This window comes from Sphingomonas sp. LR59, assembly GCF_036855945.1.
Classification (GTDB): domain Bacteria; phylum Pseudomonadota; class Alphaproteobacteria; order Sphingomonadales; family Sphingomonadaceae; genus Sphingomonas.
Genome location: NZ_JASPFL010000001.1, coordinates 517,117 through 538,223 on the forward strand (window position 1 = coordinate 517,117; position 21,107 = coordinate 538,223).

Sequence of the window (21,107 nt, forward strand, 5' to 3'; positions counted from 1 at the left end):
GCATGACCGCAAGCTATCCCGCGCTTCGCCTCCGTCGCACCCGCGCCTCCGCCTGGAGCCGCCGCCTCCATGCCGAGACCGTGCTGACTCCCGCCGACCTGATCTGGCCGCTGTTCGTTGCCGAAGGAGAGGGCGTCGAGCAACCGATCGCCAGCCTGCCGGGTGTGTCGCGCTGGTCGGTCGATGGCATCGTCGCGCGGGGTCGCGAGGCGCGCGATCTCGGCATCCCGTGCATTGCGCTGTTCCCGTATACGCAGGTCGAGCGCCGGACCGAGGACGGCCGCGAGGCACTCAACCCTGACAATCTGATGTGCCAGGCGATCCGCGCGCTGAAGGACGCAGTGCCGGAGGTCGGCGTGCTGACCGACGTCGCGCTCGATCCGTACACGAGCCACGGCCATGACGGGCTGGTCGACGCTGCCGGCTATGTCGTCAACGACACCACTGCGGAGATGCTCGTCGCGCAGGCGCTCAACCAGGCGAATGCGGGCGCGGACATCATCGCGCCGTCGGACATGATGGATGGTCGGATCGGCATGATCCGCAACGCGCTGGAAGCGGAGTCGCACCATAACGTCCAGATCATGTCCTACGCCGCCAAATATGCGAGCGCATTCTACGGGCCGTTCCGCGATGCGGTCGGCTCGCGCGGGCTGCTCAAGGGCGACAAGAAGACGTACCAGATGGACAATGCCAACGCGGAAGAAGCCCTGCGCGAGGTCGCGATGGACTTGGCCGAGGGCGCTGACACGGTGATGGTCAAGCCCGGCCTGCCGTATCTCGACATCATCGTTCGCGTTCGCCAGGCGTTCGAGGTACCCGTGTTCGCGTATCAGGTGTCTGGCGAGTATGCGATGATCGAGCATGCGGTTGCGGCGGGCGCGGCGGAGCGTGACGTCATGGTGCTGGAGACGCTGATGGCGTTCAAGCGCGCCGGCTGCTCGGGTGTGCTGACCTACCACGCGGCGCATGCGGCGAAATTGCTCGGCGGATGATCGAGACCAAGCGGCTGATCTTGCGCGGTTGGCACGAGGACGATGCCGCCGCGCATCACGCGATGTGCGCCGATCCGGCGGTGATGGCGTTTCTCGGGCCGGCACCGTCGCCGACCGATTCCGCCGCTTGGGTTAAGCGCCAGAACGCGATCCTCGCCGACTATGGCGCGTGCTTCTGGGCGCTCGAACGACGCGATACCGGCGCGTTCATCGGCTGGTGCGGGATCAAGCCGGGCCCGGTCGGGACGCCGATCGACGCTGAGCCGGAAATCGGCTGGAGCCTCGTGCGCGAGCATTGGGGGCGGGGTTACGCGCGCGCGGCAGCCGATTCGGCGCTTGCCTGGGGCTGGCGGGTGTTGAACCTCCCGACGGTCTGGGCAATCACGGTCCCTGCAAACACGGCCAGCCGGGCGCTCATGGAGCGGCTCGGGATGGCCCGCGTGGTCGATGGCGATTTCGACCACCCGAAGCTCGCCGAAGACGACCGTCTCCGTCGCCACATCCTCTACCGGATTGACCGACCCGCTCATGTCTGAAAGCCCTTTGATGGCGCGCTGGTGCCGGACGATGTTCGTCGCCACGATCCTTACCGGCTCGTTCCTGCTGTTCCTCGTCCAGCCGATGGTCGCGCGGATGGCGTTGCCGCGGCTCGGCGGCGCGCCGGCGGTGTGGAACTCGGCGATGCTGGTATACCAGGCGTTGCTGCTCGCGGGGTATGCCTATGCGCATTGGCTCGGGCGGGTGCGACCGCGTGCGCAGGCGGCGATCCACCTCGGCGTGCTGATCGTTGCGGCGCTGTGGCTGCCGATCGGACTGGTCGCGATGGCGCCGTCGGCGGAGGCGCAGCCGGCGCTGTGGGTGCCTTGGCTGCTAGGGCTGTCGATCGGACCGCTGTTCTTTGCGGTCTCCGCGCAGGCGCCGCTGATCCAACGCTGGTTCAGCGATGCGAGCGGCGGCGGGGATCCCTACGCGCTGTATGCCGCTTCCAACCTCGGCAGTTTCGCGGGCCTGATCGCCTATCCTTTGCTGGTCGAGCCGCTGATGGCGGTGCACGGCCAGAGCCTGCTCTGGAGCGGCGGGTATCTGCTGCTGATCGTGCTGGTGCTCGCCTGCGCCACGCGGCTGCCCAAGACTGCGGCGGTCGACCACGTCGCCGCGACCAGCCTGCCGCCAGCGACCAAACGGATCGCGCACTGGATCGCGCTCGCCCTCGTGCCGTCGGGGCTGATGCTCGCGACGTCGACCTATATCACCACCGACATTGTCGCGATGCCGCTGCTATGGGTGATCCCGCTCGGGCTGTATCTGTTGAGCTTCAGCGTGGCGTTCGCGAACGATCGCTGGCTCGCCGACCTGCTGACACGGATCGCCCCGATCACGATATTGCTGTTCGGCGGCATCATTATGGGCGGCGTCAACGAACGCCCGTTCTTCAGCGCGGGTATCGCGCTGGTGCTGCTGTTCATGATCTCGGTCGCGCTGCACACCACGCTGTACCGGAAGCGGCCTGCGCCCGATCGGCTCACCGGCTTCTATCTGGCAATGTCGGCGGGTGGGGCGCTTGGCGGGGTGTTTGCCGCGCTAGTCGCGCCGGTGGTGTTCGACTGGACCTATGAGTATCCGCTGCTGATCCTGGCGGCCGGCGCGCTGGTGCCGCAGAAGTATCTGTTCGGCCAGTTCCGCAGCATCTGGATGGCGCAGGGGCCGACCAAGTGGGTCGCGCTCGCGGTGATAACGGTAGTTCTCGCGGTGGTGGCGGGGCTGCGGATTACCGACCCGACCGGCGTGTTCGGTGAAAGCCGGCAGGGGCTCGACTTCCTCGTCATCGCGACACTCGGCTTTGCCGTCATCGGCGCGCGCGTCCCGTACATAATCGTGCTGGCGGGCGCGCTCGTCCTGTTCGGCGGGTATCGCAGCCTCGAGCTCTCGATCGAGTCGGGCGCGCGCGTCCGGAGTTATTTTGGCGTCTATACCGTGCGTGACGAGCCGGGACCCAATGGCGGCACGCGCGAGCTCGACCATGGTACGACCGTCCACGGCATCCAGTTGCGCGGCTCGACCGACCGCGAGCGCACGCCGACCACCTATTACGCGGCAGGCTCGGGCGTCGGGCAGGCGATGCAGGCCGCACCGGCGTTATACGGTCCGGCCGCGCGGATCGGGGTCGTCGGGCTCGGGACGGGTACGCTGTCGTGTTACGCGAAGCCAGGACAGCGCTGGCGGTTCTACGAGATCGACCCGGCGGTCGTCCGCATCGCGCGCGATACCGGCCAGTTCACCTATCTGTCGCGGTGCCTGCCGAACCCGGAGATCCGGTTGGGCGATGCCCGCGTGGCGCTCGCGCACGATGCGTCGAACAGTCTCGATTTGCTCGCGCTCGATGCGTTCTCGTCGGATTCGGTGCCGATGCATCTGATGACGCGCGAGGCGTTCGCGACCTATGGCAGGGTGCTGGCACGAGACGGGCTGTTGCTCGTGCACATCTCGAACCGGTTCATCGATCTCGAACCGGTGATCGCCGCGGCGGCGCAGGAAGGCGGCTGGATCGCGGTCGAGATGAAATACCGGCCGTCGAGTTTGCTGGTCGATCGTGCTTCGGCGTCGGACTGGGTGGCGTTGTCGCGCAACCCGCGGGGAATTGCGGCGTTGCGGGCGAAGGATCTGGATTGGGTCCCGCTGACACCGCGGAAAGGCTTTGCGGCGTGGACCGACGATTACTCGACGATCCTGCCGCTGCTGAAGGGGTTCTGAGTTTCTCGATCCTCCCCCGCCGGGGGAGGTGGCTGGCGCTTGCCAGACGGAGGGGGAGGTCAGTGCAACCGCCGCTCCGTGTCCTCCCCTCCGTCGCTTCGCGCCACCTCCCCCTGGCGGGGGAGGACTAGAAGGGTGCGCTTACGCCGACGGCATGCTCGCCTGGATGCGGGTGATCGTCGCGCCCTGACGATCGCTCTCCGCCTGCGCCTTCGCGCGGATCGCCGCTAGCGCCGGATAATCCGGCTGGAGCTTCGCCGCACGGTCGGTCGCCAGTGCCTCGATATCGGTCACCAGCGACGAGCCCTGCGCACGCCAGTCGTCTAGACCCGCCAGGGCGGTCTGCGCGGTAATCCATGCGTCGCTGCCGACCGCCGCACCGCGTGCCGATCGTGCCAGCGTCTCCGCCTTCGCCGCATCGCGCGCAAAGCCGGTCGTGATGGCATCGAGCTTGCCCGAGATCGCCGCGATGTCCTTGTCGAGCGCGGGATCAGGTGCCGCCACCGCCGCCTTGACCTCGGGCTCGGCAAATCCCAGCTTTTCAACTGGCCGGACGCCGAGTGACGGATAGGTGTTCGGATCCTCGCTGCACGCGCCGGTTGCGAGGACCAGCGCGAACGATGCGAAGCGGAGCGAAAAGGCGTGTTTCATGCCTGCCGCTCTATGCCGCCAAGCGTTCGTGCACAACTTTCTCGCGGCAAACCCTTGCGCCCCCGAAAATGCCTGCTATCAGCGCCCCTCCAGTGCACCCATAGCTCAGCTGGATAGAGCATCAGACTACGAATCTGAGGGTCGGGCGTTCGAATCGCTCTGGGTGCACCAGGATTTTCCGCTTCATAGCGGGCTTGTCGAACCGGACACGGAACGGCGATGCACCCATAGCTCAGCTGGATAGAGCATCAGACTACGAATCTGAGGGTCGGGCGTTCGAATCGCTCTGGGTGCACCATTCTTCATCATCGGGTTTTCGGCCACGCGGCGATGCGATCGAGCAATTGCGGCGTCGCGTCGCGTCGAGCCGAGTGCCCATCTGTACGAGCACGTGCATCATTCCGCCCTTCTGTCGATCGACTGTAACGCGGGCTTTGCCTGGCGGTCGTGTCCGGTATCGTGCGAGCTTGTCTATCTGCGGGCGCACCGCTTTCGTGGGTCGGGCGTTCGACCCGGGCGGAGAGCCTCGAATGTGTTGCGACTTTGGACTTGGTTGCGCGTTCGGGGCACAAGCGAAGTGAAGGAGATGGTGATGAGGCGGACGGGCAAGGGATTGATCGGTGGCGCGGTGCTCGCGGCGGTGTCGGGGATCGCGCTGTCGCTCTATTCTAGCCGGGTCGCGCGGCGGGCCGAGGAACTGGTGCCTGCGGAGGGGCGCTTCCTCGATGTCGCGGGCGCCCGGCTCCATTATATCGATGTGGGGTCGGGGCCAGCGATCGTGATGGTGCACGGCCTTGGCGGGCAGTTGCGGAACTTCAGCTACGCGCTCGTCGACCTGCTCAAGGACGACTACCGCGTGATCGTCGTCGACCGGCCGGGCTCGGGCTATTCGACCGCGACCGGCAACACAACGCCGGGGATCGTCGCGCAGGGCGCGATCATCGCCGACTTCATCCAGAAGCTCGGGCTCGATCGGCCGTTGCTCGTCGGGCATTCGCTTGGCGGCGCGATCGGCTTGGCTGTAGGGCTGGACCATCCGCACCTGGTCCGCGCGCTCGCGCTGATCTCGCCGCTGACCCGGCCGCAGGAAGAGGTGCCGGAGAGCTTCCGCGGGCTCGCACGCGTGCCGGCGGGCGCGCGTCGCGGGTTCGCGCAGATCATCGGGACGCCGCTGAGCCGGCTGACCTCTGCAAAGACGCTCGAAGGCATCTTCGCGCCCGAGGCGGTGCCCGAGGATTTCGCGATTCGCGGCGGTGGTGCGCTATCGCAGCGGCCAATCGCGATCGCGGCGGCGGCGGCCGATCTTGGCGGCGTGAACGATGATCTGACGCCGATGGTCGAGCGGTATGGCGAGATCGGCGTGCCGACCCGGATCCTGTTCGGGCGGCAGGATGCGATCCTCGATCCTGCGTATAACGGCCACCGGACGGCGGCGGCTATCCCGGGGGCGAAGATCGATACGATCGAAGGCGGGCACATGATCCCGGTGACGGCGCCGGAGGCTTGTGCGCGGTTTGTGAGGGCTGCGTTCGCGGCGGGGTGAGGGCGAGGGCAAACAGACCAACCTAACCGACATAGTACCACCCCGCCGAAGGCCGGGGCCCAGTTGGAAAGGTCGATGTAATGGAGCGATGCGCTCGATTAGCTACCATCTCCACCTGGGCCCCGGCCTTCGCCGGGGTGGTGGCTACTTAATCGGCATCGAACAGTCATCATCCCAAAGGCAGCACCTGGCTCCTTGTTCTCCCGCCTTCGCGGGAGAACACGCTCTGGGCTGGGTTCAGCCCGCGACGGGGAGCTTCACCTTGCCCGCGTCGTCGCGTTCCAGAGGACCGTAAGACAGCACGACTTCCAGCAACAACGGCCCGCCGTAGATGTGCGGGAACAGCTGTCCCCCGCGCGACTCTTCCCACTTCACGTCGTCGCCGAGCGCTTCGAGATCGATCGCCGCGACGTGCAGGTCCGACTGGCCGGCGAAGTGCTTGTCGACCGTCTCCGTCAGCTGCTCGGCAGTGGACAGGTGGATATAGCCGTCAGCCACATCCACCGGCGCGCCCGCAAAGCTCCCGCTTTCCAGGGTCGCCAGCTGCTCCCCCGTCAGCACCTTGTAGGCGATCGGATCGCGGCTCATTCGCCGTCCTCCGGGCCTGCTGCGTCGTCCTCGCCGATCGTCGCGCCGGTATCAGGCGCGACCTCCGGCACGGCATCCGCCAGGTTGATCTCGGCGTCTTCCTCGGTTTCCTCGATCCGTGCGGCGGAGACGACATGTTCGCCCTTCGCGACGTCGAACAGCTTCACGCCCGCCGAGTTACGGCTGATGACGCGGAGCGACGCGAGCGTCGTGCGGATCAGTTTTGCCTGGTTGGTCACCAGCATCAGCTGATGGCCCTTCGCCGCGGCGAAGCTCGCCACGACGGGGCCATTTCGCGCGATGTTGTCGATGTTGGTGATGCCCTGGCCACCGCGGCCGGTCTGACGATAGTCGTACGCACTGGACAGCTTGCCGTAGCCGTTCTCGCAGATCGTGAGGATGAACTGCTCGCGGTCCTTGAGATCGTTGTAGCGATCGAGCCCCAGATCATGGTCGCCCTCCCGCTCGCCCTTCCAAGGCGCGAATTTAAGGTAGGTTTCGCGATCGGCGGGGGTGGCTTCGACCCGGTGGAGGACCGACAGCGAGATAACCTCGTCGTCGTTCTTCAGCGTGATGCCGCGGACGCCTGTTGACGTACGGCTCTGGAACTCGCGGACGTCATCACCGGCGAAGCGGATCGCCTTGCCGAGCTTGGTGGCGAGCAGGATGTCGTCATGCTCACTGAGTAGCGCGACGCCGATCAGCTTGTCCTCAGACCCTTCCTCGAAGCGCATCGCGATCTTGCCGTTCGACGGTACGTTGGTGAACGCATCCATCGAATTGCGACGTACCGTGCCGCGCTGCGTCGCGAACATCACGTGCAGGCGGCTCCACTCGCTGAGATCCTCGGGCAGCGGGAGCACGGTCGAGATCGTCTCGCCCGGCGCCAGCGGCAGCAGGTTGATCATCGGCCGACCACGTGTGGCCGGGCCACCCTCGGGCAGGCGCCAGACCTTGTAGCGATAGACCTTGCCGAGGTTCGAGAAGAACAGCACCGGGGTGTGCGTCGAGGTGACGAACAGCTCGGTGACGACGTCCTCGTCCTTCGTCGACATGCCCGCGCGACCCTTGCCGCCACGCGCCTGCGCGCGGAACGTGTCGAGGCTGGTGCGCTTGATATAGCCCTGCATGGTCACGGTGACGACCATGTCCTCGCGCTCGATCAGGTCCTCGTCGTCGATGCCGTTGGCGGCAGCCGCAATCTCGGAGCGGCGCGGCGTGGCGAATTCGTCGCGGATCGCGATCAGCTCGCCGCGCATCACTTCGTACAGCTTCGCGCGGTCGCCGAGGATGTGGAGCAGCTCACCGATCGTCGCGGCCAGCGCCTTCAGCTCGTCGCCGATCTCGTCGCGGCCGAGCAGCGTGAGGCGGTGCAGGCGGAGATCGAGGATCGCGCGGACTTGCGGCTCGGACAGCTTGTAGATGCCGTCGGCCTGCTTGTCCTCGACCGCCTCGACCAGCGCGATGTACGGCGCGATCTCCTCGACCGGCCATTCGCGGGCGAGCAGCTTGCCGCGCGCTTCCGCCGGGCTCGACGAGCCGCGGATGATCTTGACGACCTCGTCGAGGTTGGTGACCGCGATGACGAGGCCGAGCAACAGATGCGCGCGCTCGCGGGCCTTCGCCAGTTCGAATTTCGAGCGGCGGGTGATGACCTGCTCGCGGAACGTGATGAACGCGCCGATGATGTCGCGCAGGTTGAGCAGTTCGGGACGGCCGCCGCGGATCGCCAGCATGTTGGCGGGGAAGCTCGACTGCGCCGGCGTGTGCCGCCAGAGCTGGTTGAGCACCACGTCGACGGTCGCGTCACGCTTCAGGTCGATGACGATGCGGACGCCCATGCGGCTCGATTCGTCGCGGATGTCGCTGACGCCTTCGATCCGCTTGTCCTTGGCGGCTTCGGCGATCTTCTCGACCAGGCCGTTCTTGCCGGTCTGGAACGGGATTTCGGTGAGAACGATCGAGCGACGATCGCCCTTGCCCTCCTCGACGATGTGCCGCGAGCGGACGATAATGGAACCGCGGCCGGTCTCGTAGGCGGACTTGGCGCCCGCACGGCCGAGGATGATCGCGCCGGTCGGGAAGTCGGGGCCGGGGACGATCTCGAACAGTTCCTCGGTCGTGATCGCGCCATTGTCCATGTAGGCGAGGCACGCGGCGATGACTTCGCCGAGATTGTGCGGCGGAATGTTGGTCGCCATGCCGACCGCGATGCCGCCGGCGCCGTTGACCAGCAGGTTGGGGAAGCGCGCCGGTAACACCGAAGGCTCGCGCTCCGAGCCGTCATAGTTGGGCGTGAAGTCGACCGTATCCTTGTCGAGATCGCCGAGCAGCGCGTTCGCGACCTTGCCGAGACGCGCCTCGGTGTAGCGCATCGCCGCGGGTGGATCGGGATCCATCGAGCCGAAGTTGCCCTGGCCGTCGATCAGCGGCACGCGCATCGACCAGTCCTGCGTCATGCGGGCCAATGCGTCGTAGATCGAGCTGTCGCCGTGCGGATGGTATTTACCCATCACGTCGCCGACGATGCGTGCGGACTTGCGATAGGGCTTGCCGGCGACGAAGCCGCTTTCGTGCGCGCCGTACAGGATGCGGCGATGGACGGGCTTCAGGCCGTCGCGGACGTCGGGCAGCGCGCGCGCGACGATGACGCTCATCGCATAGTCGAGATAGCTCGACTTCATCTCGTCGACGATCGAGATCGTGGCGATGCCGGCGGGCTCGCCGCCCTGGGGTTCGGCGAGTGTGGTCTCGTCGGTCAAATCTGAACGCTTTCGGCTTGTTGCGGTGTTGTGACACACCTTAGCCGAGGGGGGCACCTTACTACCCCCGCGCACGCGTACGCACGCGAGGGAAGGAGGTTTCATCGTTAATTTGAGGGTTATTTGCAGGCAGTCTTGGTCTTGTTGCCGGCGAGCGAGCAATCATAGGTGACGGTCTTGCCGTTCGCGAGCTTAGCGGTGACCATGCGGCCTTTCTTGACCGTAGTGGTGCGCTTGGCGACCTTGGTGTTGCCCATCGGCGTGGTGGTCTTGGTCGTCGTGGTGTGCGTCGCGACGGTCTTCGGCTGGACGGTCTTGGCCTGCGTCGCGGCGATCGCGGCGGTGCCGGACAAGAGCGCGCCGCCGGCGAGGATCGCGAGGGGGAGAGACTTGGTCATAGGATATCCTCTCTGTTTCGGCCTTGGTGGACGATGGTCGGAGAGTGCGCCGGGGGACCTGAACGGATTGTGGCGGACAGGTGAAATCCGCGTCATGCTAGGGGTGTGGAAGAGCTGAAGAGCGCCGGACGTCCGCCGCAGGGATTTAGGTGGCGGCCCCTGAATCGCCCACTCGTCACCCCAGCGAAAGCTGGGGTATCCCCGTTTGGCGGCCGGCGTTCGCCACACGATGATATCCCAGCTTCCGCTGGGATGACGTGAAGGAGGAGGGCGCTATGGGGTAACTTCCGCCCCATCCCACGCGAACAGCTTGCCGCTGTCCGGAGCGCGCAGGCCGTCGATGACGTCGAGCAACTGCACCGCCGCGCGGTCCGGCTTGAACAGGTTGCCTGGCGTCACATTCCCCTGGAACGGCTTCGACAAACCGGTGTCGACCGTCCCCGGATGCAACCCCACGACGATCCCGCTCGAGTTCCGCCGCTTGTCCTCGATCGAGATCGTCTTCACCAGCTGGTTCAACGCCGCCTTCGACGCACGATAGCCGTACCAGCCGCCGAGCTTGTTATCGCCAATGCTCCCAACGCGCGCCGACAACACCGCGAACACGATCCGCCCTGCCTTCGGCGTCGTCGGCAGGAAGTGCTTCGCCACCAACGCCGGCCCGATCGCATTGATCGCGAAGTTGCGCGCCATCCAGACCGGGTCGAGCTCGCGCATTGCCTTCTCAGGCCCATTATCGCCGTCGTGCAGCAACCCCGTCGCGACGATCACCAGCGTCGGAGACCCAACCCGCGAAGCCGCTGCCGCAATGCTAGCCTCCTTCTCCAGATCGAGATGCCGATCGCCGCTCTCGGATCGCGCGAACCCGTAGACCTTGTCGAAAGCCCCTTCCTCGATCAGCGCCTCTTCCAGCGCCTTGCCGATCCCGCCCGAGACGCCGATGACGACCGCGCTGCTCACTTGCGGACGAACCGGAACTGCGCGTCGCTGCTGCCCGCCGCGTCATAGGCATAGCCGTCGCTGTCGAACCCCTTGATCCCCTCGATCGTGTCGACGCGGTGCTCGACCAGCCACCGCGCCACCATCCCGCGTGCCTTCTTTGCATGGAAGCTAACGAACTTCTGCGCCTCGCCCTCGCGGAAATCGATCGCCACGACGCGTATGGAGGAGGGCAGCTTGCCGTCCGCCGCAGCCCAATATTCCTGGCTGGCGAGGTTGAGGATCGTGCCTGATCCCTCCGCCTCGACATCGTCCGCGAGCAGCTTGGCGATCCGGTCCCCCCACCAGTCGGTCAGCTTGGTTTTCCGCGGCGCCCAACGCGTGCCCATTTCCAGCCGGTAGGGCCGCATCAGGTCGAGCGGCCGTAGCAGGCCGTACAGCCCCGACAACATCCGCACGTGATCCTGCGCGTAATCCACCGCCGCCTCGTCAAGCGTCTTCGCTTCCAACCCGGTATAGACGTCGCCCGCGAACGCGAACATCGCCGGACGCTCGGGCAGCGTGTCGAAATCCCGATACCGGTCCGCGTTCAGCTTCGCCAGCGCGGGCGAGATGTGCATCAGTTCCGACAGCTTCTTCTGCGTCAGATGCGCGGCAGCGTGTGCCAGCGTTTTCGCCTCGTCGGCAAACCGCGGCGTCGTAGGCTCGAGCTTGGGCAGCGCGCTCTCGTAATCGAGCGTCTTGGCGGGCGAAAGGACAGCGATCATCCTCGCGATCTAGCGACCGCCGTGAGCGCGTTCAATCGACGTTCACCAGCTAATTTGCAGGCAGGGGATCCGGACCGCTTGCTTGAACGTATGCACCACGGACCATATAGCGTCGCGGCGCGCCACTTACGTAAGCGGGCCGACGCAGAGGGAGAGTTTCCGCATGAAGACCATTTCCAAGCTTGCACTGGTTGCGGCGTTCGCGACCGGCGCAAGCAGCATGGCGATCACCACGCCCGCCTTCGCCAAGGACAAGAAGGCTGACGCCGCTCCGACGGTTAAGCTCAGCCCCGAAGTCCAGAAGCCCGGCCTTGCCGCGCAGACCGCGCTGGCGGCCAAGGATTACCCGACCGCGCAGACCGCGATCGACCAGATCGATGCCGCCGCGAAGACCGATTACGAGAAGTATATCGGTGCCGCGCTCCGGTATCAGCTTGAGTCGGAGAAGCTCGTCGCTGCGCAGACCGCCAACCCCAACGCACCGATCAACGAGACGACCCTCGCCACGCCGCTCGACGCGCTGATCGCCAACCCGGCGACGCCCGCCGCGGATCGTGGTCGCTATGCTTATCGCCGCGGTGCGCTGGCGTTCAACGGCAAGCAGTATCCGATTGCACTTCAGTATTTCTCGAAGGCGAAGGAACTCGGCTACACCGATCCCAACCTGTCGCTGCAGATCATCAAGGCGAAGATGGATAGCGGCGACGTCGCTGGCGCCACTGCCGATCTCGATGCCGCGATCACGCAGATGACCGCGTCGGGCCAGAAGGCGCCGGAGGAATATTACCGCTACGCGATCGCCAAGTCGTACGCAGCCAAGCGCAAGCCAGAGACGATGGCGTGGCTCAAGAAGTGGATCACCGCGTATCCGTCGGCCAAGAACTGGCGTGACGTATTGATCCTGTCGGGTATCCAAAAGGACGCTTTGATCACGCTCGACGAACCGCAGAAGGTCGACATCTTCCGTCTGATGCGCGCAACCAACTCGCTCGCCGATCAGACCGACTATCTGCAATATGCGGACAGCGTGAACCGTCGCGGACTGCCGAGCGAAGCGCAGGCAGTGATCAAGGAAGGTCTCGCCTCGGGCAAAATCCCGGCGTCGAACACGATGGCCAAGGGTCTGCTCGCAGATGCGACCAAGAACATCGCCGCAGACGGTCCCTTGTCGGGTCTCGAAAAGCGCGCTGCGACGGCGCCGAACGGCAAGCTCGCCGCGGGTACGGCAGATGCGTATCTCGGTCAGAACAACTACGCGAAGTCGATCGAACTCTATCGCCTGGCGCTGACCAAGGGCGGCATCGACGCGGATGACGTGAACCTGCATCTGGGCATCGCGCTTGCGCGCTCGGGCGACAAGGCTGGCGCAGCGACGGCGTTCTCGGCGGTGAAGGCATCGCCCAAGGCGGACATCGCGAGCCTGTGGACGACCTGGCTCGGCGCACCGGCTGCGTAAGCGGTCCGGTCTCTGGCTAAAGAACGGGGTGGCAGCGATGCCGCCCCGTTTTCGTTTGAGGAGGGGAGCTTCGAAGCTTGATCCTCCCCTGTCAGGGTCCTGTCAGGGGAGGTGGCAGTCCGCAGGACTGACGGAGGGGTGTCGCGCCGTCGCGAGGGTGTCACCCCTCCGTCTGGCAAGCACCGGCCACCCCCTTGTAGGGGAGGATCGCAGTCGTCCCTTAGTCGACCACCACCGGGATCCCCGACAGCGCCTTGGCCGTCCGGATCGTCAGCGACGTCTTCACGCTCGCCACGTTCGGCGCTGGCGTCAGATGCGTCGTCAGGATTTCCTGGAAGCTCTTCAGATCCGCCGCGACGATCTTCAGGATGAAGTCGATCTCGCCATTGAGCATGTGGCATTCCCGGATTTCAGGAATATCCGCGATATGATGCTCGAACGCGGCGAGGTCGTGCTCGGCCTGGCTGCGCAGCGACACCATGGCGAACACCGTGATCGGAAAGCCCAGTCGGCTCGCATCGAGATCGGCGTGATAGCCACGGATCGCGCCTGCCTCTTCGAGCGCGCGGACGCGGCGCAGGCAGGGCGGGGCGGTAAGCCCCACCTGGTCGGCCAGGTCGACATTGGTCATCCGACCGTCGGCCTGCAACAGCGACAGGATCTGCCGATCGATCCGGTCAAAACTCATTTCACGCAACTCCCGATAGGCATCGCAAACCAAGCGATTCATTCCTCATAGCGATAAGATTGTTGCGGTGAAACGCAATTGTCCCACTATGCGACGAACCCGTATCCGCACCAAAATGGATTGTTCCTTCGATGAGTCGGCGGCGTTAAGGAATCGGTACGGAGAGCGTGGTACGCCCACCTAAGCCGGGGAACGATGTGCGGTTCGACGATAGCCTGAAGACGATCCTCGCTGCCGACATGGCCACCGGTTTCGGCGCGGAATCCGCGTGGCGGCAACTGGTCGACCTGATGGGCCGCGGGCGGACGGCGGTCGATGAACCGGCGATCGCGCGGTTGCGGCTGTTGCGCCAGACGGTGCCGGTCGAGGTGCGTGCCGCCAGTGCCCGCGCGCTCGCTTTCGCCCGGCCCGATGCGAACCTGGTCGGGTTCTTCGCCGAGGACGCGCTGGCGATCGCCGCACCGGTGCTGCGGACCGCGACTCTGGAGCCCGACGAATGGCTGGCGATCCTGCCGCGGCTGACGCCGGCTAGCCGTTCGGTACTGCGCCATCGCCGCGACTTGCCCGCATCGGTCCAACGTGGCTTGCAGAGCTTCGGTCCGACCGACTTCGTGCTGCCGCAACCCGATGTGCCGGCCGAGCCCGAGCCTGTCGAAGCCGAGCGGGTCGTTGCAGAGCCGATCGCTATCAAGCCGGCGCCGATCGCAGAGCCGACTGTGGCCGAAGAGGCGCCGTTAGCTGAAGAGCCGCCTTTAGCTGAAAACCTGGTTGCGGGGGTGTTCGACACATCTCCGGTCGACACGCCCTTTGCCAAGGCACGCGAACCGTCGCTCTATTCCGCACCTCCCAGCGAAACTCCACTCAGCGAAACTCCGTTCATGGCGCTCGGCGCGGTCGCCCGTGGCCTGCCGTTCGTCGCCGAGGCGTTTCGCCATGCCAAGCTCGCCGAGACGGAAGCGGCCGTCGCTGAACCGGCTGAACCGGCGCCAGCAGACCGCTTCGAAATATCTGACCTCGTCGCACGGATCGAGGCGTTCAATCGCGACCGCACCGTCGACGTCGCCACGCCAACACCCGCGGCGGCCGAAATCGAGGGCTTCCGCTTCGAAACCGATGCGCAAGGCGTCATCCGGATGATCGATGGCGTCGCCCGCTCCGCGCTGATCGGCGTGTCGCTCGCCTATGCCGCGCAACAGGGCGAGGCGCATCTCGATGGCGTCGCGGCTGGCGCATTCCGTCGTCGTTCACGGTTCAGCGACGCGCGGCTCGAGGTCGGCGGACTTTCGGACGCGTTCGGATCGTGGCGGTTGTCGGGCGTGCCTGCGTTCGAACACGCATCCGGCCGCTTCATCGGCTTCCGCGGCACCGCGCGCCGCCCACGTCGCGACGAGACCGCGGCGCCGGCAAAGCCCGCATCGTCGCCGGTCGCCGATTCGCTCCGCCAGCTGGTCCACGAACTGCGCACGCCGACCAATGCGATCGCCGGGTTCGCCGAACTGATCGAGACGCAGTTGCTCGGCCCCGTCTCGCCGACCTATCGCGACCGCGCGACAGCGATCCGTACGCAGGCGGGCGACCTGCTCGCCGCGATCGACGATCTCGACACCGCGGCGCGGATCGAAGGCCATGCGCTCGATCTGCGACCGACGACGGTGCCGGTCCGTGCGTTGCTCGACCGCGTCACCTCGGACCTCCAGCCGCTCGCCGCATTACGCGGGGCGAGCCTGTCGGTGGCGATGCCTGCGAGTGACTGCGATATCCTCGGTGACGATCGCGCGGTCGAGCGGCTGGTCGGTCGCCTGCTCGCCGCGCTGGTGTCGGCCGGGCGCCAGGGCGAGCAACTCGGGATCGTCGTGCGGCCGGTGGGCGACACGATCACGATCGAGTTCGATCGCCCCGCCGCGCTCGCCGCGCATGCGACCGACGTGCTGCTCAGCATCGACACAGAACAGGAGAACGACGGCGCACCACTACTCGGCACCGGCTTCGCGCTGCGTCTCGCGCAGAATCTCGCGGTAGAACTCGGCGGCGTCCTGACGATCGGCGCGGAACGCCTGACGCTGCAACTTCCCGCTGCCGATGTCGTGGAAGCGGAGTGCCCGACCGCCGATGTCGCGGAAGCGGAGCGCACCGCCGACGATCAGCGGTGACCTACCGCCCGCCGCGGCCAACCGACGCGCAGCGGGTAATCTGGCCTGAGGATTTTGGTACCCGCTTCACTGTCTTCGTGGACGTCGAGGAAGAGTTCGACTGGCGCGCGCCGCTCGATCGCCGCAACCGCGCGACGACCGCGATGGCGGCGTTTCCCGACGCGCACCGTCGGTTCGCGGAGCGCGGTGTCGCGCTCAACTGCATGGTCGACCACCCGATCGCCACCGATCCCGCTTCGGTGGCGGTCCTGTCGCGCGTCCTCGAAGATGGGCGGTCGGAGATCGGCACGCAGTTGCACGCCTGGGTCAATCCGCCGTTCGAGGAGGTAGCGACATCGGCGTCAAGCTACGCGGGCAACCTGCCGCGGACGCTGGAGGCGGCCAAGCTTGAGACGCTCACGGCCGCGATCAAGACCGCATTCGGCACCGCCCCGCGTGCGTATCGCGCTGGTCGCTATGGCATCGGCCCGAACAGTTTCGAACTGCTGGCAGGGCTCGGCTACCGGATCGATAGCTCGATCCGCCCCGGCTACGATTATAGCGGCGATGGCGGTCCGGACTTCTCGCTGGCGGATGCCGGTGCGTATCGCGAAGGCGGTATCGTCGAACTGCCGCTAACCACCGTTTTCACTGGCCACGCGCGAAGGGGCGGCGGCAGGTTGTACACTGCGCTCGGACATGTGCCGAAGGGCAGGGGCGTGTTCGCCCGCGCGCGCCTGTTGTCGCGGATCGCGCTGACGCCCGAGGACATGCCGATCGAGGCTGCGCTGGAGGCGGTTGCGGTCGCGGCGGGCGAGGGGTTGCGTCTGTTCAACCTGTCGTTCCACTCGCCGTCCTTGGCCCCGGGTAACACACCTTATGTCCGCGACGCCGCAGACCTGAAGCGTTTCTACACGTGGTGGACGACGATGCTAGACGAGTTCGACCGTCGCGGCATTCGCAATGCGTCGCTCGGCGAGATCATTGCCGCGCTAGGCTAGGCCGTCGCTTCCGAACGATCCTCCCCCGCAAGGGGGGTGGCGCCGAAGGTGACGGAGGGGGAGGGCGGAACAGAGGTTTCCCTTACCTCCCGCTCCGTCTGGCAAGTGCCTGCCACCTCCCCCTGGCGGGGGAGGATCGCCGCAGACGCGGCTTTCTATCTTGGGCTCCTGTGCGCGGCAGAACGATGTCGTCCTGCACCAATGCCCAAACCGAAAAAGGGCGGCCCGTTGCCGGACCGCCCTTCTGATACGCAGATACTGAAAGCGGGTTTAGCGCTTCGAGAACTGGAAGCTGCGACGGGCCTTCGCCTTGCCGTACTTCTTGCGCTCGACGACGCGGCTGTCGCGGGTCAGGAAGCCTGCTGCCTTCACCGATGCGCGCAGCACCGGCTCGAAGCGGGTCAGCGCCTGGCTGATGCCGTGCTTGACCGCGCCGGCCTGGCCCGAAAGGCCACCGCCCTTGACGGTGCAGACGACGTCGTACTGACCTTCGCGCTCGGTGATGCCGAACACCTGGTTGATGACGAGACGCAGCGTCGGACGTGCGAAATACACTTCCTGGTCACGACCGTTGATCGTGATCTTGCCGGTGCCGGGCTTGACCCAGACGCGCGCGACGGCGTCCTTGCGACGGCCGGTCGCATAGGCGCGGCCCTGCTTGTCGAGGATCTGCTCGCGCAGTGGCATCGGCTCGCGGACGGGTTCGTTCGAGACCGGCGCTGCGATATCACCTTCGCTGGTCGGCAGAGCCTGCTCGGCGGGGGCAGCCGGCGCGGGCTGGTTGGTCAGGCTCGCGAGATCGGCGAGCGACTGGCGGTTGTCGGACATTATGCGCCCACCTTGTTCTTGCGGTTCATGCTGCCGATGTCGAGCACGGCAGGGTTCTGTGCCTCGTGCGGATGCTCGGTGCCCTTGAAGATACGCAGGTTGCGCATCTGCTCACGACCCAGCGGGCCGCGCGGGATCATGCGCTCGACAGCCTTTTCGAGAACGCGCTCCGGGAAGCGGCCGTCGAGGACCTTGGCGGCAGTGATGCCCTTGATGCCGCCGGCATAACCGGTGTGCTTGTAATAAATCTTCTTCGCGGCCTTGTTGCCGGTGAAGCGGATCTTGTCGGCATTGATCACGACGACGTTGTCACCGCAATCGACATGCGGGGTGAACGACACCTTGTGCTTGCCGCGCAGGACGTTGGCGATGATCGATGCGGCACGACCGACGACGAGACCTTCCGCGTCGACGATATGCCACTGCTTCTCCACCTCAGCCGGCTTCGCCGACTTGGTGGTCTTCATGAGCGCCTTCATGGGCGTTAGACCTTCCAGATTGAATGCAAGCGCACCAAGGGGAAGCCCCGCAGCGCGAATGCCGGCCTAATGCTGAAAGGGGGCTTCAAGTCAAGCTTTCCGCCGGTTTCCTGACGGGTATTATTATACCCGCTGCCTCAGGCCCCGTTGATTCAGGCGGGGTGCGCTGCCGACCGCGTGCGCGGCGAACATCGCCGCGATCAGGAGGAGCGCGGCGTTGCCCTGGTGCGCGACCGCGACGTCGATCTGCACGCCGGTCATCAGCGTCGCGATGCCGAGCATGATCTGAAGCGTGACGAGTCCGACGACAAAGAATCCCGCGCTGCTGCCGGTCTTGGTCGCTTTGATAGCCAGCCAGATCAGCCCGGCGGCGGCGGCGAACGCGAACCAGCGGTGGATGAACTGGACGACGATAGGGTTGTCGACCGCGTTGCTCCAGGCGGGGTTCACCATCGGCACGTCAGCAGGGAACAGCCCGTCGCCCATCAGCGGCCAGCTGGCGAACGCGTACCCCGCGTCGAGACCGGCGGTGAACGCACCGTAGACGAGCTGTACGAACAACAGCGCCAGCGCGACGATCGCTACGGGTGCGAGGCGGGCAGGGGCGGCGAGCGGATTGCGGTGTAGCGCCATCAGGTCTAGCGCGGTCCAGACGATCCCCGCGAGGATCGTCAGCGCGGTCAGCAGATGGACGGCGAGTCGGATGTGGCTGACGTCGGTGCGCACCGACAGGCCCGAGGCGACCATCCACCAGCCGATCGCGCCCTGGAACGCGCCGAGCGCCAGCAGCGCCGACAGCCGCCAGCCATAGCCGACCGGGATGCGCTTGCGCACCGCGAACCAGATCAGCGGCGCCGCGAACACGAGGCCGATCAGTCGACCCCATAGCCGATGCAGATATTCCCAGAAGAATATCGCCTTGAACCCGCCGACCGTCATGTCGGCGTTGAACGCGGCGTATTCGGGGATGCGCTTATAGGCGTCGAACTCGGCCTGCCACTGTGCGTCGTTGAGCGGCGGGATGATCCCGCTGATCGGCTTCCACTGCGTGATCGACAGCCCCGATTCGGTCAGCCGCGTGATTCCGCCGATGACGACCATCGCGACGATCAGGCCCGCGACCGTGTACAGCCACAGGGCGACCGCACGAGGACGGGCTTTGGTGAGAAAGGCGGCACTGGGTTGAAGCATGGCGATGAGATAGTCCTTTGCGCAGCCCGGCGCCATTCCTTCATGGTGAGGCATTGCTTCATATTGCCGGACTGGCGGAGGTGCAGGGGGTGCAGCGTCCTGCCGCTCCTCCCGTCATCCTGACGAAAGTCAGGATCCAGAGTTACGCACGCTGCCGCCTGAGGCTCTGGATCCTGACTTTCGTCAGGATGACGACGGATAGCCACTACGCGATCTCTGGCGGCGATCCGACCTGACGAACCTAAAATTCCTCGCAAGAAAATCTGCAATGTAATGTTGTATCCTTTCAACTGCCCATCTATATTCGACGAACGATGACGCCCTCGGCCACGCATACCCACCGCTTCGCCGGTCTCGATCGCTATGCGATCGGGCTGTCGGGCCTGTGCATGGTGCATTGCTTGGCAACCTCCGTGCTGGTCGCGCTGATGTCGACCGCGGGCGGTTTCCTGCTCGACCCGATCTTCCACGAAGTCGGCTTGACGATCGCGATCGGCCTGGGCGCGCTCGCGCTCGGCCGCGGCGTGCTCAATCACGGCTATATGATGCCCGCCGCGATGGGTGCGCTCGGACTCGGCATCATGGCGGGCGCGATGACGCTGCCGCACGACAGCGGTGGCGGCGAGACCTTGTGGACGATTGTGGGCGTCGGGCTGCTCGCATTCGGCCACGATCTCAACCGCCGCGCGGAGACTTGAGCGGGTTGCTGGAATCCTTCCGGCATCCTACTTCATCCAGCATGGCGCACGCTCACACCCACACCGAACCGCAAGGCGCCGATCTCACCGTCGCAGCACAGTCGACGCTCGAAAAGGCCGGCGAGCAGTGGACCACGATGCGCGCCAGCGTGTTCGCCGCGCTGGCGAGCTTCGAAAAGCCGGCCTCCGCCTACGACATCGCCGAAGCCGTCTCGAAAGCCGAAGGCCGCCGCGTCGCCGCCAACAGCGTGTACCGCATCCTCGACCTGTTCGTCGGCGCGAACCTCGCGCGGCGAGTCGAGAGCGCCAACGCCTATGTCGCCAATGCGCACCCGAATTGCCTGCACGACTGCATCTTCCTGGTCTGCGACGCGTGCGGGCAGACGACGCATCTCGATAACGACACGATCACTAAGGGCGTTCGCAACGCGGCGGAGGCGGCCGGCTTCTCCCCGGTCCGTCCGGTGATCGAAGTCCGTGGGCGATGTGCCGACTGCGAAGCGAAATAGTCTCGCCATCGCCGATCCTCCCCCGCCAGGGGGTGGCTGGCGTTTGCCAGACGGAGGGGAAGGAAGGGGCAACCTTTGCTCCGTGTCCTCCCCTTCCGTCACCTTCGGTGCCACCTCCCCCTGGCGGGGGAGGATCGGGTTCTACCCCAGATCCTTCCCCATCCGGATCATCGGCACCGGGACCTCGCCCGGCGTCTCGATCCGCTCGATCGGCAGATACCCGCAGGCTCGGTACAGCGGCTCTCCGGCCAGCGTCGCCATCATCTCCGCCCTTGCAAACCCGGCCTCTCGCGCGGCAGTTTCGCAAACCAACAGCACCAGCCGCCCGACGCCCCGCCGCGTAAAATCCGGATCGGTATACATCGCGCGGATCCGTGCCGCGTCGCGCACCGGATCGAGCAACGCCGCATCGCGCAACGCCTTGCTGTGATCGCCCCCATACAGCGTCGCGCGCCGACTCCAGCCGCCACATCCGGCCAGCCGACCCGCCGCCTCGACCAGCAGATACGTCCCGTCCGCGATCAACTGCGTATCGAGCCCCATCACCGCGCGGCTCGCCTCGACCTGCGCCGGCGTCAGGAAGTCCCCCTGCAACGCGCCGATCGCCCGCGCCATCAGCGCCGAGATCGCCGGGATATCCGCCGCGACGGCAACACGATGCGTAAAGTTCATAATTGTGCACTTCCCGAGCGATTTCAGCGCGAATGCTACGTCAAGACACGGTAACAATCGAC

20 protein-coding genes and 2 tRNA genes are annotated in these 21,107 nt (G+C 65.9%); 11 read left to right on the plus strand and 11 right to left on the minus strand.

Annotated features, from left to right (window positions below):
- Positions 1-2 precede the first annotated feature (2 nt).
- The 3 genes from hemB to QP164_RS02450 are packed head-to-tail and all read left to right on the plus strand — an operon-like array spanning position 3 to position 3,746.
- Positions 3-995, plus strand: a complete 993-nt coding sequence (gene hemB, locus QP164_RS02440; protein ID WP_333922002.1) for a porphobilinogen synthase — start codon at positions 3-5, stop codon at positions 993-995.
- Entirely contained in the window at positions 992-1,531 is a 540-nt protein-coding gene (locus tag QP164_RS02445; protein WP_333922003.1) for a GNAT family N-acetyltransferase, read from the plus strand. Before hemB ends, QP164_RS02445 begins: the two co-directional genes overlap by 4 nt.
- A complete protein-coding gene (locus QP164_RS02450; RefSeq protein WP_333922004.1) occupies positions 1,524-3,746 on the plus strand; it encodes a fused MFS/spermidine synthase in 2,223 nt (740 codons plus the stop codon). The genes QP164_RS02445 and QP164_RS02450 overlap by 8 nt, the downstream gene beginning before the upstream one ends.
- Before the next feature lie 141 nt (positions 3,747-3,887).
- On the opposite strand, the gene QP164_RS02455 is transcribed toward QP164_RS02450, so the two are convergent.
- Complete coding sequence (locus QP164_RS02455; RefSeq protein ID WP_333922005.1) at positions 3,888-4,397, minus strand: hypothetical protein; 510 nt, start codon at positions 4,395-4,397, stop codon at positions 3,888-3,890.
- Positions 4,398-4,491: 94 nt separating this feature from the next.
- Here QP164_RS02455 and QP164_RS02460 point away from each other — a divergent pair.
- The 3 genes from QP164_RS02460 to QP164_RS02470 all read left to right on the plus strand — a co-directional run bounded on the left by QP164_RS02460 (position 4,492) and on the right by QP164_RS02470 (position 5,940).
- Positions 4,492-4,568 (plus strand) — tRNA-Arg (locus QP164_RS02460).
- Positions 4,569-4,618: 50 nt separating this feature from the next.
- A tRNA-Arg gene (locus QP164_RS02465) sits at positions 4,619-4,695 on the plus strand.
- Positions 4,696-4,989: 294 nt separating this feature from the next.
- The gene (locus QP164_RS02470) at positions 4,990-5,940 is read left to right on the plus strand and encodes an alpha/beta fold hydrolase (RefSeq protein WP_333922006.1); all 951 of its coding nucleotides are present in this window, start codon (positions 4,990-4,992) and stop codon (positions 5,938-5,940) included.
- Positions 5,941-6,177: 237 nt separating this feature from the next.
- Here the strand turns inward: QP164_RS02470 and QP164_RS02475 are convergent, their stop codons facing one another.
- The 5 genes from QP164_RS02475 to yaaA form a co-directional block, all read right to left on the minus strand.
- Positions 6,178-6,528 carry a DUF952 domain-containing protein gene (locus QP164_RS02475; protein WP_333922007.1) on the minus strand — a complete coding sequence of 117 codons (351 nt, stop codon included), beginning with the start codon at positions 6,526-6,528 and terminating at the stop codon, positions 6,178-6,180.
- Positions 6,525-9,290: a DNA gyrase subunit A gene (gene gyrA, locus QP164_RS02480; protein WP_333922009.1), complete on the minus strand. Its 2,766-nt coding sequence runs from the start codon at positions 9,288-9,290 to the stop codon at positions 6,525-6,527. Before gyrA ends, QP164_RS02475 begins: the two co-directional genes overlap by 4 nt.
- Positions 9,291-9,409: 119 nt before the next feature.
- Positions 9,410-9,688 carry a hypothetical protein gene (locus QP164_RS02485; RefSeq protein WP_332755041.1) on the minus strand — a complete coding sequence of 93 codons (279 nt, stop codon included), beginning with the start codon at positions 9,686-9,688 and terminating at the stop codon, positions 9,410-9,412.
- 273 nt (positions 9,689-9,961) lie between these two features.
- The gene (locus tag QP164_RS02490; RefSeq protein WP_333922010.1) at positions 9,962-10,648 is read right to left on the minus strand and encodes an SDR family NAD(P)-dependent oxidoreductase; all 687 of its coding nucleotides are present in this window, start codon (positions 10,646-10,648) and stop codon (positions 9,962-9,964) included.
- Positions 10,645-11,394, minus strand: a complete 750-nt coding sequence (yaaA, locus tag QP164_RS02495; RefSeq protein WP_333922011.1) for a peroxide stress protein YaaA — start codon at positions 11,392-11,394, stop codon at positions 10,645-10,647. Before yaaA ends, QP164_RS02490 begins: the two co-directional genes overlap by 4 nt.
- A gap of 163 nt (positions 11,395-11,557) precedes the next feature.
- Here yaaA and QP164_RS02500 point away from each other — a divergent pair, with 163 nt between their 5' ends.
- Positions 11,558-12,850 carry a hypothetical protein gene (locus tag QP164_RS02500; protein WP_132738496.1) on the plus strand — a complete coding sequence of 431 codons (1,293 nt, stop codon included), beginning with the start codon at positions 11,558-11,560 and terminating at the stop codon, positions 12,848-12,850.
- A 220-nt stretch (positions 12,851-13,070) separates the two neighbouring features.
- Here QP164_RS02500 and QP164_RS02505 read toward each other — a convergent pair whose 3' ends face one another.
- Positions 13,071-13,538: an Lrp/AsnC family transcriptional regulator gene (locus QP164_RS02505; RefSeq protein WP_055880606.1), complete on the minus strand. Its 468-nt coding sequence runs from the start codon at positions 13,536-13,538 to the stop codon at positions 13,071-13,073.
- Positions 13,539-13,735: 197 nt separating this feature from the next.
- Here QP164_RS02505 and QP164_RS02510 point away from each other — a divergent pair, with 197 nt between their 5' ends.
- On the plus strand, positions 13,736-15,688 hold the full coding sequence (locus QP164_RS02510) for a sensor histidine kinase (RefSeq protein ID WP_333922012.1): 1,953 nt from the start codon (positions 13,736-13,738) through the stop codon (positions 15,686-15,688).
- Positions 15,685-16,668, plus strand: a complete 984-nt coding sequence (locus tag QP164_RS02515) for a polysaccharide deacetylase family protein (RefSeq protein ID WP_333922013.1) — start codon at positions 15,685-15,687, stop codon at positions 16,666-16,668. The genes QP164_RS02510 and QP164_RS02515 overlap by 4 nt, the downstream gene beginning before the upstream one ends.
- Positions 16,669-16,938: 270 nt before the next feature.
- On the opposite strand, the gene rpsI is transcribed toward QP164_RS02515, so the two are convergent.
- The 3 genes from rpsI to QP164_RS02530 form a co-directional block, all read right to left on the minus strand.
- Entirely contained in the window at positions 16,939-17,496 is a 558-nt protein-coding gene (rpsI, locus tag QP164_RS02520; RefSeq protein ID WP_082441435.1) for a 30S ribosomal protein S9, read from the minus strand.
- Positions 17,496-17,975: a 50S ribosomal protein L13 gene (rplM, locus tag QP164_RS02525; protein WP_060524218.1), complete on the minus strand. Its 480-nt coding sequence runs from the start codon at positions 17,973-17,975 to the stop codon at positions 17,496-17,498. Before rplM ends, rpsI begins: the two co-directional genes overlap by 1 nt.
- 123 nt (positions 17,976-18,098) lie before the next feature.
- Positions 18,099-19,166 carry a COX15/CtaA family protein gene (locus QP164_RS02530; RefSeq protein WP_333922014.1) on the minus strand — a complete coding sequence of 356 codons (1,068 nt, stop codon included), beginning with the start codon at positions 19,164-19,166 and terminating at the stop codon, positions 18,099-18,101.
- 314 nt (positions 19,167-19,480) lie between these two features.
- Here QP164_RS02530 and QP164_RS02535 point away from each other — a divergent pair, with 314 nt between their 5' ends.
- Together QP164_RS02535 and QP164_RS02540 are read left to right on the plus strand one after the other, a co-directional pair.
- Positions 19,481-19,864 (plus strand): MerC domain-containing protein, encoded by a 384-nt coding sequence (locus tag QP164_RS02535; protein WP_093399248.1) that lies wholly within the window; start codon positions 19,481-19,483, stop codon positions 19,862-19,864.
- 41 nt (positions 19,865-19,905) lie between these two features.
- Positions 19,906-20,373, plus strand: coding sequence for a Fur family transcriptional regulator (locus QP164_RS02540; protein ID WP_333922015.1), 468 nt, complete (start codon positions 19,906-19,908; stop codon positions 20,371-20,373).
- Positions 20,374-20,514: 141 nt separating this feature from the next.
- Here the strand turns inward: QP164_RS02540 and QP164_RS02545 are convergent, their stop codons facing one another.
- Positions 20,515-21,048, minus strand: coding sequence for a GNAT family N-acetyltransferase (locus QP164_RS02545; RefSeq protein ID WP_435368403.1), 534 nt, complete (start codon positions 21,046-21,048; stop codon positions 20,515-20,517).
- Positions 21,049-21,107: the final 59 nt, after the last annotated feature.